Genomic DNA, 13,302 nt, shown 5'->3' with positions numbered 1-13,302 from the left:
TACTACTAATAGTGACAGACGTATCTCCATTAAGGGACTTCGCATAACATAACATGGTTTTTAAATTTCAATTACTTAATTTCAATTACTTATTGAGAGGGTGGGGCATTTTGGAAGATCACAAACTTCGAGTGGTTCTTTTATTTGGCGGTCGCTCAGGTGAGCATGAGGTTTCTTTAAATTCAGCCCAGTCTATTTTCAAGGCTATTGATCGTAACCGCTACAGTGTAGAGACGGTAGGAATTAATAAACAAGGCCAATGGTTTTGGGGTGTTCGCCCAGAGGATGCGATAAAAGAAGGATTTTCTTCGGTAGATCAATCTCGCCAAGTTACTTTGGTCCTTGACCTTACACACCCGCGTTTTATGGCTTTAGATGGTAGCGTACTTCCCAATGATGGTCATTTTGATCTTATCTTCCCAGTGCTTCATGGACCCTACGGAGAAGATGGAACTCTTCAGGGCTTACTGGAGATGGCCAATGTCCCATATGTAGGCTCTGGAGTATTAGGATCCTCACTAGGGATGGATAAAGATCGTATGAAAGCGGTCTTCCGAGAGAAAAATTTACCTTTAGCACGCTATGTAACTCTTTTGCGCGTCGACTTTATCGATCGGCCAGAAGATTGCCTTAATGAAATTGAAGCTAATATAGGCTATCCTTGTTTTGTAAAACCAGCCAATTTAGGGTCAAGTGTAGGCATTTCTAAAGCACACGACCGTGAGGAATTAAAAAATGCTTTAGATATTGCGGCATTATATGATCGTAAAATCGTCGTAGAGGAATCTATTAATGGACGAGAAATTGAAGTCGCTGTTTTGGGAAATGATACACCAAAAGCTTCAGTTCCAGGTGAAGTAAAACCTGCACATGAGTTTTACTCTTACGAAGCTAAGTATTCTAATATTGGCTCTAGCTTATTGATTCCTGCTCCAGTCAATGAATCCGTGGCAACACGGATGCAGGAAATGGCTCTCGAAGCCTTCCGCGCTGTTGAAGCGTGTGGACTAAGTCGGGTCGATTTCTTTGTTACCTCACGAAACGAAATATATTTAAATGAGATTAATACTTTACCTGGATTCACTGAAATTTCAATGTACCCTAAGCTTTGGGAGGCTACAGGAATTTCTTATTCAGAGTTAATCGACCAGTTAATATCATTAGGCTTAGAACGTTTTAAAGATAAGCAAACCTGTAAAATTTCATGTAATTAAATTCTCCCTCACAATAAAGGAGAGCTGGTGGATGAACTTCCATCTGCTCTCCTTTATTGTGAGGGAGAATTTAAAACTCGAAGGATAACTGATTTTCTTAGAGCATATCTTTGACTAAGGGTCGTTTTATTAGAAGGTACGGAAGACCCCAATAACTTTTCCCAAAATCGAAACATTTTGGGAATAGATCGGTTCCATGGATGAGTTTTCAGGCTGAAGTCGAATAAGCGTTCTTTCTTTAAAAAAGCGTTTAACTGTTGCTTCTTCACCTATTAAAGCGATGACAATTTCGCCGTTTCGCGCTTCATTTTGTTGACGGACAATAATAAAATCTCCATCTAAAATTCCTGCGTCAATCATACTTTCTCCATGAACCCGCAGCATAAAAACATCATCTTGCCGAACAAGGTCAGCGGATAGAGGAAAGGTGCCTTCAATGTTTTCGACCGCCAAAACAGGTTGTCCGGCGATGACACGGCCTACAATGGGTATATGTACGACTTTCTTCGAAATAGACATGTCACTGGAACTATCCAAAATCTCGATCGCCCGAGGCTTTGTAGGATCACGTCGGATATATCCTTTTTCTTCTAACGTCTGGAGATGGCCATGCACAGTAGAGCTTGATAGCAAACCTACTGCTTCGCCAATTTCCCGAACGGCTGGAGGATATCCTTTTTTTCGTATTTCTTGTTTAATGAACTCTAAGATTTTTGTTTGCCGCTGCGATAAATCCGGGTACATAGTCTCACACCTCCATCTTCACAGAAAATATTGTATCATTCATAGAAACAAACTGCAAACAAATGTTCGTCGTAAAATCAAAAGATTATGGAAAGTGGGGGACGGATAATGAAACTTTTAGTGAACTTTAAACGGGGCTTGGCTCAGATTAGTATTTTGTTGTTTCTTGCGCTGATTTCATGGCAGCTAATTCATCGCCCACCGTCCATTCCTTCAGATGTCTATCAGTATTTATCTTCACTATCTCCAGCACTGGTGAAGCAGTGTACACAAGAACATCGTATATCATCATCCATTTCCTATGAAGATCTTCTGTCAATACGGTCGACATTATCAGAAAAAGATGCGCAAAGGTTAATTGATCAGCTTAATCTCCGTGTTCCTTTTTCAGCATTGAATTGGGGATCAATCCCACCCAATACTGTTAAAACTGTTCAAAGACGTTGTGGAATTCTGAAACAATATACTTACTATTCTCCCAATAAGTATAGATTCCCTGTTAAAGGAATTACTTGGTACGAAGATAGTTTTGGAGCAGATCGAGATGGAGGAAAACGCAGGCATGAAGGGACAGATCTCTTTGGTAAAGAAGGAACTCCTATAGTTAATATTTCTGGAGGCTGTGTTGAACAATTAGGTTGGAACAGGCTGGGTGGAGAACGTGTAGGTGTACGAGGTGATGATGGAAATTATTATTATTATGCTCACCTACAATCAATTTCCCCATTTCTTGTAAAGGGTAGGCGAATTGAAGCTGGAGAAATTGTGGGAAGCATGGGGCATACTGGTGATGCTTTAACAACACCTGACCATCTTCATTTTGGTATTGAACTTCCAAATGGACAATGGATCAACCCCTATCCGTTTCTGGCAGTATGGCAATATTGGGGAGAAGAGGGGCAATCTCAGTAATGATGAGTGAGACTTGCCCTATGCACTTAGATTCGTTATAATTACGTTGTTCGTATTCATACCACTAAGAAGTAGAAGTCAAGACGCGTTCGACTTATAAAAAGAGGGGCTATTCATTGAAACGTTTTCAGAACAGTTTTTTCAGTTTTACCAAGACAAAACTATATCTTTTAGTGATAATTGTTAGTATTTTTGCGCTTATTGGATTACGCAACTTAAACCAGTCTATTGCCAAAGGATTTACTACTATAGCGGCAACTACACCTAACACAACTAGTTCTAAAACACCGTCGGAACCCTCAGCGCCCGATTTATGCTACGTACTTATAGATACACAAACGACGCAGGTCTTGAAAACAAGTAACGCTGATATACAACGTGCTCCGGCCAGTACGACAAAACTTCTTACTGGGCTAGTGGCGTTACAGACGTTGAAAGAGACGGATATTGTGCGCGTTGGAACTGAAGTGAATATTGACGGATCCCGTCTTGGACTCAGGCCTGGAGACGAAATATCTGTCCATGACCTTCTAACAGCTCTATATGTCCACAGTGCCAATGATGCCGCTGCCGCTATAGCAGTGAAAGTTAGTGGTTCAATCCCTGCCTTTGCTGAAGAAATGAACAAATACGCTGCCAAACTAGGGTGTGAACATACACACTTTACAAATCCTCATGGGATGCCTGACTCTAACCACTATACGACTGCGAATGATCTTGGTAAAATTGCTAGTTTATTTCTTAAGAATGAAGAACTTATGAAATATGTTAAACAGGCCAGTGCTCGGGTTCAATGGAAAGATGCACGGGGAATAAACCGTTACGCTGAGGTGCAGAATACGAACAGCCTCCTTGGGCTCTACCCAGGAGACAGTGGTTTGAAAACTGGTACGACCCAAGAAGCAGGGCAGTGCCTTGTATCCTATGTCACAAGGTCAGACGGGGATTTATTACTTGTCTTACTCGGTAGCAAGCAACGCTACAGAGATACTATTAACTTACTTGATGAAGGTTGGGCAGTCCAGCGGTCCAATGCAGCGCTTCGAAGCCTAGCTAAAGACCCAAAAGCCCTTATTATGAGTCCTGGTATTTTTTAATTCTATACATTTAATCTGGAGGGGAAGAACTTGAAAAGCCTTGGTGAACCATGCGTACTAGAAGATCGTTCATGTACTGAATGCGGCGAGTGTGATCTTTGTGACCTTGATCCGACAAAACAATGTGATAATTGCTGCCACTGTATTAAAACCCCTGATGGTGATTTTGCAGAAATCGAGATTGACGATATATTGTTAAATACGGAAGACCCGGACCAACATTGACATAGTTATGCATTGAACTTGAACACGCCTATGAGTTAGGAATTCTATCATGAACTTTTTGGCGTGTTTCAAGTGGCTTAGACAAACTTTTAATACAGCAGGAATTTATTTTAACATGGGTCCGATAATAGATATTATGTAAAGTAGAGTATTTGATACCGTGGGGGAGTACCCATATAATAGCCCAATCGATAGATTTTTAACCGAATCCATCGATTGGGCTATTATATGGGTACGTCTTCGCATTGAATGTTGACAGGAACGAATGTTGATTTTCTTTATAACTTCTGCCAGTAACCTGTAATCAGTTACCGTTTTTCTGTGTGACTCGTTTTGCTACTGTACTAAGGTTAAAGGTTTAGTTTTTGTCCATGTAAAATCAGCCTCTAGAATCCTCTGTAATGCATTGAGGATTCTAGTTCAGTATAGAATCCATCTGATCCACAGAATCCATGGTGATTGGCCTAAGTATGTGCGTAAGATCATCTTACTAATTTAACTAACAAGACATTACTAAAGCACCTGAATTGGGTTGTAGATCGATTAGACTGAGTGAGTTTAATCTGGTTCAGACGATGATTAACCTTTTTACGTAGAGACACTTCTGTAGTCGTTTCAACTATGCGCTAAATGCCTATTTAACGCATAGTAGGGCTTCTGCTTTTATTTCATCCTTAAAATATCTAGCGTATGTAAAATATCTAATTCTGCAAAAGCAGCATCATGGGGTTACCCCCAAACTTTCAGATAATTACCTACTAATTATCCAAATTATCTTCATCCTTTAAAATATCACTATACGTAAATCTTTTATGGTTAAAAGAGTCAATTCCGCCTTCGAGTAAGTTGATGATATACTTTACTATTATAGGTTCTGTAGGATATCCCGTTTTTTCTACCCACCCTTTTACTCCATCTGATTCCATAACAATTACTTGCTCAGCCTTTGCATTAGTTACTATCGTAGCACTGTGAGTAGCAAGAATAACTTGTCGTTTTGACTTTAAATCCCTTAAATCTCGAACCAGATTTTTAAAAATATATCGATTATCAAGGTTATCTTCAGGCTGATCGATAATCAAGGGAGTATTGTCCCCTGAATATTCTCCATAGCTAAGAATAAACGAAAGCATCGCAACGACCTTTTGGCCAAGTGACAGATTCTTAACCCTCCTGTAGTCTGTTTTTCGGCTATCAGCTTGCTCTTTATTGTTTACGTTAAATTCTAACTCGAAATATTCTATGCTAGTTATATAGGATTGCAGAGATTCCTTTAGAATCTTTAAATTAGCTTGATTGAGAATATCACTTTTTATATCCTCAAATACTTTAATTATGTTTTCAGGTTTTATAGATACGACTTCTCGTTCAACTAGATTTTGATCCATTTCCTCACAAAAATTCGTTATTGGTATTATTAGATTTAATTCTTCAAATTTATCATAATAAAATAGCTTTAGAAATTCCACAAAACCGATATTACTAAGAATTCCATCTATGTAACCCAATAAGTCAATATTTCTAATATTATAATTCATATAATACTGCTGCGGTTTACCAGAAATTTGATTAAATAAATTCTCGGCAATAATATTATGTGAAGAGTATTTATCTTGGTTATAAACAATTCTTAATTGCCCATGTTGTTTCTCATTATATTCTTCAATAATATTATGTACTTGTACATTTCTTTTCATTAATAAGTCATCAATTGATGAAAATAGATTACTCAACGTTCTTATACTTCTAACTTTGCCCACATCTGGAGAGGTGGCAACAATTTGATTTTTGAATAATAGATCATTTATAAATTTATTGATATCGTCAGAGCCTGCGGTTTGGACTAATTCATTAACAGAAAATCCAATATTAAAAAATTTGTTCAAATAATCACGTCTGTTTACTTTCTCTAATTGAAGTTCTGAATTTTGATTTACTAGGCGATAAACTTCAATATAATGTATGATGGCATAATCTGCAATTCTGTCCTTATAAAAGAAATATCGGCGTCCATAGCTTTGTTTATATGTTTGCCTTTCAAAGGATTTTAATATGTCATCATCCGAATATTCTTTTTCTGGTGCGGAAAATACAATAATATAATCATTATCATGGTAACGGTATAAAACCATTGCATTTGTATGTTTACATATTAATTCCAAGGTTTCCTTACTACGACATTTCATCCCCAAGACAAATTCGAGTATATTTATGATTGTGCTCTTTCCCGTACCTCTACCTCCAATGAAACAATTTAGAGATTCGGAGAAAGATATACTAAATATATTATCAACACTTTTATCTGAATTAGGTTTTATTGATAAGAAACCGCCTTCTTTAGAGATCACTGATATACCTTTAATATATTTTGTTGGTTTCTGTGGTTTGTCCAGCTCGACTGAAGTAGGATAATCTCGAAATGCTTTTTTTATCATTTTAAAGTTGCATTTTTGTCCTTTAATCCAAAAGGTTTTATCTTTTATGGTATCTATAGAGTGTGAGTCAGAATCAATTACAAAGCATATCCCACCTTCTCTATATTTCGAAATTCTTCCTTCAATGTCCGCAGCCTTATGGCGATCTGACAGTCCAATAACTTTAAAACACTCTAAATTAAATAGTCTTCTTCTATAGCTATCACTCAAATACGAATCCTTAAAAATATTTGATGTATCAAGATGTGCAAGGTACCCCACCCCACCCATGTCATTAATTTGCGAAAGAACATCAATACTAGTTAGATATGTGCCATCTTCTTTGGACATTACATGATCTGATATCCAATTGTTTATTGTGTCTTCTGTAATGCCTTTTGAATTTAAGTTGAAAATTCCTACAATATGATTTTTATCGCCACAAGATATTTCCATGCCGAGTAAAACTGTAGGATAAATAACGTTTCTGTCCTTACAGTAATTGTCAACTGCAATGCAGAGTTTTTTATAGCCACTAATAGTATTATGGTCAGAAATTATAACCAATTTAATATCATTCTTACAAAGATTCTGAGCAATTAGGAGGTATGTTAAGTATTCTTTGACAGAAGAAAAGACACTATTATCGTATTCTATTTCTTTGTGCGAGGAGAAAATAGCTATGGTAAATAGGCCCTCATCCAAAGCTATTTTATACATCACAGAATCGGATAGATTCTTATAATAATCTCTATCATCTTTTTTAGCGACATATAAGCAATAATCATATGAAGCTGGTGTATGAAGGTGAAATAGGCACTTGTGAAAAGTTCCAAATTTACCTTTCTTTATATCTATGATACTTTTATACATTTTTTGAATTAAAAAATTAGGTGATATAATATTTGAATTCCCCAAATTAGCTACCCTCTACTTCTTCCTGTTATTAATATATCAACTAGCACTACGTAGGTTCACTTTGATCTACTGAGGGGGATTTCAAAACGCCTTGGTAGTTAGAAGATGATAAACAGGATAATAAACCTCGCATCGCGACAGATCAAAGGTCAGGTTGTAAGCGGTCAAGTAAAATGATCGTTTTTTGGCCACAAATTGATCGGTTTTTAACCGCCTTCATCTCAAAATCATGAGGGCTAGATCATAAAATAGATTTTCGGTTTTTAAGTCGGTAGCCTTCCCCAGTCATATTAAAAATCTCACACTTGTAGACCAATCGATCTAGGGATTGCCGTCGTTATTACTTCATCCCCTAAGAAACCACTCCATTCACTAAACCCCTTGTTGGATGTAATGATAAGCGAAGTTTTTTCATGCATCGCTGCAATGAATGTGAAAAACAGATTGGATTCGGTCTTACTAACAGGCAGGAATCCTACTTCATCAATAATAATCAGGTCTGCCTTATACAGGTATTTAAGCCTTCGCCTTGACGATGTGGTGATTTCGGCTGTTTTGAGTATTTTGAACAATTCATCAAGGCAAAGAAATGATACCGTGTAGCCTTTGTGAAGAGCCATGTAGTAGGGCTGTGGCCAAATGAGATTTACCCACACTGGGCGGTCCCAAAAACATAATGTTATAAGCTTGTTCGATCCAAGTGAAATCGGATAACCTAAGCATTTGCTCTTTTGTGATACTCTGCTGAAAACCAAAGTCAAATCCTTGAGTGTCTTCATTTGTGGCATTCCAGATCGCTTGATCCGACTTTCAGCAGCCTTTTGACCTTTAAGACGGATCTGCTCGGAGAGGAAAAGATCAATGCTTTCCAAGGGACTATGTTCCCCTTGGAAAAGACTCAGAAAATCTACTTTATCAAGATGGAGCTTTGTCATCATCGTTTCAATCGATTCAACGGTTTTTGTCCTCATGATACCTCACCTACCCAGCAATTTAGCCTCTGTAAAAATTCTTCCGTATCAAATCCTATATTTATATGACTTTTCGAATTGTCCTCTACATTTGTCTAATTCTCTTTAAAAAAGAATACACCTTCCCCTACCCCAAAATTATAGATCCTAATTAAATTGGCTAATTTCTATGAGCTGCTAAAAACCAATTCAGCTTTATACTTCATCAGATATAGCCCTTTTAATAAAAGCCTTACCATTTCTCGTTGAGTTGTAAAATGGTTTCTCAGTCGTCTAACTAGAAATATTTGCATAATATTTGATGCGATAAAGATCAAATATAGCACAGCTTCTACGGCATTCTTTCCATGTACGAAGCAATGCTCTAAGCCACATTCACGTTTCAAGTTATTGAAAATCGAGTTCTCAATATCCCAGCGTGCTCTTATTATTTTAAACGATGTTTTCAGCGCCATATCCATACAAGTCGTTACGATCATAATCTGTGTGCGCTGCTTTTTCTTATGTTTAATTGCAAATTTTACAAAATTCAACGGTTGCTCCACGTTGTCCATTGTGAACGTTGACTGGTAAACTTCTACTTTCTCAAATCCTTTTTCATCTACCCAAACCTCAACAGCCTCCGTCTTATTGACCGTCTTTTTTGCTAAACGCAAACTCTTATTGTTATTGTTTTTTGCTCGGACAATTGCATCAATACCTAAATTTTTGCAGTGGTTAATCCAGATGGAATTACAGGCCAGGGCATCATAAACTACAACATCAATCAGTTTTCTATGACTCTTCACGACGCTTGAAATCAGCCTTTTCCCTACGCTCAACTCCCCTTCATCCTTTGAAATGGGATCTTGTCCGGGCTTGTACATCTCAAAGCCAATAACCAATTTGGGACCCATCCCTACCGTTGACATGACAGCGCCACTATGGAAACAATGAGTCGTTTTACCGTTTGGTATTTTTCAAGCATTCTGAACAGCTTTTCCTATTGCTCCCGAAGAATTTTGTTCCATCGATTGCAACCACCATATATCCGTCTATGGTTCCGTTTTCAAAAGTCTTATTCTCAACTGCCGTTTTTATTATGTGATGATTGATTTGTTTTAGTCCGTTGATATCCATGACTTTAAGTGTATCTCTGATGGCATCAATCTGCGGCAGCTTTGTTCCTCGGGGAAATAGTTGACTAAACTCATGATTTTTGATCATCAAACTTAGTTCATTAAAGCTTTTTACTCTAAGCAAAAAACCAAAAAGCACAGGCAGAATTACTTGACCTGTGCTATAAGTTGGGTTAACTCTTCCGTCAGTCAGTTTATTTAAACCACGTTCGAGATGATAAACATTCTTAATATATCTCACTAATTTTACAAAGTAATTTTTCGCATTTCATCCTCTCTCTCCCTCTGATTTTAGCAGAATGAAAGGTCTGACAAAAGCATTTAAAAACTCCGAATTTGATACACTTTTGAAATCGGTAGAAATACAAGCGAAATCAATGGGTTGACAGTGGTAGAGGCTAAAGTGCTGCTATTCTATGAGTTCTTTCAACCTGTATAAGATATTGAGGAAGGTTTTATTTTCAAGTGCTCCCGCCCAAAATCCATCGCAGAAGTGTTCTCCTCGAACGTTAAAAGTAAATATTACCCGTAACAGATTATAGTCTGCAGACTTAATCAAATCATTTAAATTCAGTTTTTTATCAAGATATGGTTGAATTAATTCCAAATAGTTCGGTTCACTTAAGCTCGACTTGTAAAAATCGTCTATGAAATTGATAAACCCTTCATTGTAATGATAGCACGGCAACTGAATTACGTTATTATGCATTCCCCCTTCATCTACGTCGTAAAACTTGGTATTATTCTCAAAATAATTGATGTGACTTACCAATCTCCTGCAATCTTCATCTGCCAACAATTTCATCACGTACTTAGTGAATCGGTATGGCTCCATTGCATCTTTTGCTTTCCCGGAAAAAGAAATACCCCATTCTGGTTCTGAAACTTGTCCTGGTTTATCATAATCCTTACCCTTGAATGGATAAATGTCTTTCCCCCACTCAGTAGCTGGGATTATGTACATTATTCTTTCATTGTTTTCATGAGGAATATATTGTACCACCATATAGAGATCAGGATCTTCAATATTGAATTTCCTCTTAGGAATAAAAACGTAGCTACCAAGTTGTGAGATTGCTCTTACTTTGATCTTCATTCTTTTACTACTACTCAAAACTGCAAGAAAATCAACTTGAGCGGCGGGCAAAGCATCTTCAATCTTAAACCCCCGGTCTTGGAAAGACTTTTCAGCTAAAGATATTGCATATTTATTTAACTCATGTTTATTCATATTTGCCTCCAGCTTTATCTAATAATTTAACTTTACCACAAGCACAGGACAAAAATATGTTACTTCATATTAGCCAATGTGTAACTGCCTCACGTATAGTTTAATTCACCTACTAAAAACTCCTTACAGACAACTATATTCCACATTGACGGCGAAACATGGCGAAAAAGTGAATGATGGAAAAAATACCCCTACACTTCAATAGTGTAGGGGATAGTTGCTCTGTATTAGAGCCTTTATGCGCACGATTTTATGAACGATTATAGATTCAACCCACCCAGAAAATCACTTAACTACACCAGAGCTTCTTTACCAAGCCGGTTCATTCTTCCCCTATCTGGGAATGATCCGGGCGAGGGGATATGGGATGTTTTACTTTGGGGTCTGTTTGTGACGTTTGGACGACAAAATCTCAAGGCCCGAGTTGAACATGTCAAAGAGATGAATTTGAATCACTTTACTATAGGACTTCGCGTAACTCGCAACGAAAATGCACTATAAGCCAAACCTCTTCAACATTTTAATTGTTTGAACATGCATACCTTCATGATACATAGAAAATGTAAGGAATTCGCCTGGAGTCTTTAAGGTTAATCCCGAAGGCATAGCGTATGGCTTTTCAACGACTTCGTCCAGGCGGTTGCTTAGCTTTTCTTCGATTCGACTAGTTTGATCTTCCAATAATTTAATCAGCTCGGGTAATGTTGGCGGTTGTACCTTCCACTCAGAGGGTTTAGAGTCACGCCCAAAAAGCTCTGTAAATCCTTCTGGCATTAGCATTGGTTCTTTTATGAAGCCAAAAGCAAAGCGTTCTTGTACTACATAAACATGGCCCAGATTCCAACGGATGTTATTATTAAAACCTTCAGGTACTGAATCCACCTGCCTTTCACTGAGTTCTTTCACCGCATTAATCGTGTTATTACGTATAACTTTTAGTTGGTCAAATAGAAATTCTCTCAATGTTTACGCCTCCATTATTATAATAATTGAACACAAATTATAGGGCGAGTCTTTGTACATCGGGGTCAGCCTTTACAAACTCATCCCGCCCAAAAAATCTCTCGATTTCAACAATTCCTCTTTGGTAAGAGTTACACCTTTCCCCATCTTCGTATGATCCGGCGACCATTCACGAATGTCATACTTTGGGGCTGCATCATTCCAACTAACAAGGTTTAGTTCTTTCGACCAGCCTTTTGTTGATTCGGATCAGCAATTTAGCCTCTGCATGAATTTCACAGCCTCTTATTGTTAATTCCAATTATTGTACGAATTATCCTCCCATTTGTCTTATTTTCATTAAGAATGGCTATACCTTCCCCTACCCCAAAATTATAGATCCTAATTAAATTGGCAATTTCTACGAGCTGCTAAAAACCAATTCGGCTTTATACTTCATCAGAAATAGCTCTTTTAATAAAAGCCTTACCATTTCTCGTTGAGTTGTAAAGTGTTTTTTCAATCGCCTAAATAGAAATAATTGCATTATATTAGAAGCAATAAATATCAGATAAAGCACAGCTTCTACTGCTTTCCCTCCATGCACAAAGCAATGCTCTAAGCCACATTCGCGTTTCAAGTTATTAAAAATTGAGTTTTCAATATCCCAACGTGCTCTCATTATTTTAAACGATGTCTTCAGTGCCATCTCCATACAAGTCGTTATCATCATAATCTGTGTGCGTTGCTTGTTAGTATGTTTAATGGCAAATTTCACAAAACGCAGCAGTTGCTCCACGTTGTCCATAATAAAAGTTGACTCGTAAACCTCGACTTTCTCAAATCCCTTCTCACACTCCCAAACCTCTATGGCCTGCGTCTTATTGACCGTCTTTCTTCTAACCGCAAACTATTATTGTTATTGTTTTTTGCTCGGACAATTGCATCGATACCTAAATTCTGGCAGTGGTTAATCCAAATGGAATTACAGGCCAGTGCCTCATAAACTACAACATCCATCAAGTTTCTATGACTCTTCGCGACGTCTGCAATCAGTCTTTTCCCAACGTTCAACTCGCCTTCATCCTTTGAAACTGAATCTTGTCCGGGCTTGTACCAGCACCTTAGCCTTTGTATGATTCTCTCAGACCCTTATTGTTAATTTCAATTATTTTGCGAATTATCCTCCCTTTTGCCTAATTTTCCTTAAAAATGGATACACCTCCCCCTACCCCAGAATTAGTCTTCTTATTTAACTGTATAATCTCTATGCGCTGTTCAAAACCAATTCGGCTTTATACTTCAGCAGATATAGTCCTTTTAATAAAAGCCTTACCATTTCTCTTTGAGTTGAAAATTGCTTTTTCAGTCGTCTTAATAAAAATAATTGCATGATATTGGATGCAATAAATATCAAATAAAGCACTGCTTCCACTGCCTTCCCGCCGTGCACGAAGCAATGTTCTAAGCCACATTCATTTTTCAAGTTATTAAAGATTGAGTTCTCTATATCCCA

General features: G+C 37.5%; 15 protein-coding genes and 2 pseudogenes. 5 read left to right on the top strand and 12 right to left on the bottom strand.

Annotated elements, in window-relative coordinates:
* Window positions 1-110: 110 nt before the first annotated feature.
* Window positions 111-1,214, top strand: coding sequence for a D-alanine--D-alanine ligase (locus tag E4K68_RS18110; RefSeq protein WP_243450442.1), 1,104 nt, complete (start codon window positions 111-113; stop codon window positions 1,212-1,214).
* 129 nt (window positions 1,215-1,343) lie between these two features.
* Here E4K68_RS18110 and lexA read toward each other — a convergent pair whose 3' ends face one another.
* Entirely contained in the window at window positions 1,344-1,958 is a 615-nt protein-coding gene (gene lexA / locus E4K68_RS18105; RefSeq protein WP_135380317.1) for a transcriptional repressor LexA, read from the bottom strand.
* Window positions 1,959-2,066: 108 nt separating this feature from the next.
* Between lexA and E4K68_RS18100 the strand changes: the two genes are divergently transcribed.
* From E4K68_RS18100 to E4K68_RS18090, 3 genes are all read left to right on the top strand, one after another.
* On the top strand, window positions 2,067-2,870 hold the full coding sequence (locus E4K68_RS18100; RefSeq protein ID WP_135380316.1) for a M23 family metallopeptidase: 804 nt from the start codon (window positions 2,067-2,069) through the stop codon (window positions 2,868-2,870).
* Window positions 2,871-2,986: 116 nt separating this feature from the next.
* Window positions 2,987-3,967 (top strand): serine hydrolase, encoded by a 981-nt coding sequence (locus E4K68_RS18095; RefSeq protein ID WP_135380315.1) that lies wholly within the window; start codon window positions 2,987-2,989, stop codon window positions 3,965-3,967.
* A gap of 30 nt (window positions 3,968-3,997) precedes the next feature.
* Window positions 3,998-4,192 (top strand): hypothetical protein, encoded by a 195-nt coding sequence (locus E4K68_RS18090; RefSeq protein ID WP_135380314.1) that lies wholly within the window; start codon window positions 3,998-4,000, stop codon window positions 4,190-4,192.
* A 758-nt stretch (window positions 4,193-4,950) separates the two neighbouring features.
* On the opposite strand, the gene E4K68_RS18085 is transcribed toward E4K68_RS18090, so the two are convergent.
* From E4K68_RS18085 to E4K68_RS20750, 6 genes are all read right to left on the bottom strand, one after another.
* Window positions 4,951-7,524 (bottom strand): Spaf_1101 family AAA-like ATPase, encoded by a 2,574-nt coding sequence (locus E4K68_RS18085; RefSeq protein WP_135380313.1) that lies wholly within the window; start codon window positions 7,522-7,524, stop codon window positions 4,951-4,953.
* 299 nt (window positions 7,525-7,823) lie between these two features.
* Window positions 7,824-8,144, bottom strand: a complete 321-nt coding sequence (locus tag E4K68_RS21235) for an ATP-binding protein (protein ID WP_282433010.1) — start codon at window positions 8,142-8,144, stop codon at window positions 7,824-7,826.
* Window positions 8,101-8,247 (bottom strand): ATP-binding protein, encoded by a 147-nt coding sequence (locus E4K68_RS21525; RefSeq protein ID WP_282433009.1) that lies wholly within the window; start codon window positions 8,245-8,247, stop codon window positions 8,101-8,103. The genes E4K68_RS21235 and E4K68_RS21525 overlap by 44 nt, the downstream gene beginning before the upstream one ends.
* A 415-nt stretch (window positions 8,248-8,662) precedes the next feature.
* Window positions 8,663-9,406, bottom strand: a complete 744-nt coding sequence (locus tag E4K68_RS18075) for a transposase (RefSeq protein ID WP_243450441.1) — start codon at window positions 9,404-9,406, stop codon at window positions 8,663-8,665.
* 31 nt (window positions 9,407-9,437) lie between these two features.
* Window positions 9,438-9,854 carry a hypothetical protein gene (locus E4K68_RS18070; protein ID WP_135380312.1) on the bottom strand — a complete coding sequence of 139 codons (417 nt, stop codon included), beginning with the start codon at window positions 9,852-9,854 and terminating at the stop codon, window positions 9,438-9,440.
* A gap of 168 nt (window positions 9,855-10,022) precedes the next feature.
* The gene (locus E4K68_RS20750; RefSeq protein WP_199241825.1) at window positions 10,023-10,844 is read right to left on the bottom strand and encodes a DUF6508 domain-containing protein; all 822 of its coding nucleotides are present in this window, start codon (window positions 10,842-10,844) and stop codon (window positions 10,023-10,025) included.
* 252 nt (window positions 10,845-11,096) lie between these two features.
* Between E4K68_RS20750 and E4K68_RS18060 the strand changes: the two genes are divergently transcribed.
* On the top strand, window positions 11,097-11,345 hold the full coding sequence (locus tag E4K68_RS18060) for a hypothetical protein (RefSeq protein WP_135380311.1): 249 nt from the start codon (window positions 11,097-11,099) through the stop codon (window positions 11,343-11,345).
* Here E4K68_RS18060 and E4K68_RS18055 read toward each other — a convergent pair.
* The 5 genes and pseudogenes from E4K68_RS18055 to E4K68_RS20845 form a co-directional block, all read right to left on the bottom strand.
* The gene (locus tag E4K68_RS18055; protein WP_135380310.1) at window positions 11,340-11,807 is read right to left on the bottom strand and encodes a DinB family protein; all 468 of its coding nucleotides are present in this window, start codon (window positions 11,805-11,807) and stop codon (window positions 11,340-11,342) included. The genes E4K68_RS18060 and E4K68_RS18055 overlap by 6 nt on opposite strands.
* A 72-nt stretch (window positions 11,808-11,879) precedes the next feature.
* A pseudogene (locus E4K68_RS18050) lies at window positions 11,880-12,056 on the bottom strand (PC4/YdbC family ssDNA-binding protein); the annotation flags it as partial.
* 151 nt (window positions 12,057-12,207) lie between these two features.
* The gene (locus E4K68_RS21230; protein ID WP_243450440.1) at window positions 12,208-12,594 is read right to left on the bottom strand and encodes a transposase; all 387 of its coding nucleotides are present in this window, start codon (window positions 12,592-12,594) and stop codon (window positions 12,208-12,210) included.
* A gap of 59 nt (window positions 12,595-12,653) precedes the next feature.
* Window positions 12,654-12,860, bottom strand: a complete 207-nt coding sequence (locus tag E4K68_RS21225; RefSeq protein ID WP_243450439.1) for a hypothetical protein — start codon at window positions 12,858-12,860, stop codon at window positions 12,654-12,656.
* 193 nt (window positions 12,861-13,053) lie between these two features.
* Window positions 13,054-13,302 (bottom strand): annotated as a pseudogene (locus E4K68_RS20845) (spermidine/putrescine ABC transporter substrate-binding protein); the annotation flags it as partial.

The sequence above is a fragment of the Desulfosporosinus sp. Sb-LF genome (genome assembly GCF_004766055.1).
In the GTDB taxonomy this organism is placed as follows: Bacteria; Bacillota; Desulfitobacteriia; order Desulfitobacteriales; family Desulfitobacteriaceae; genus Desulfosporosinus.
This window is presented reverse-complemented; position numbering and strand designations above follow the sequence as displayed.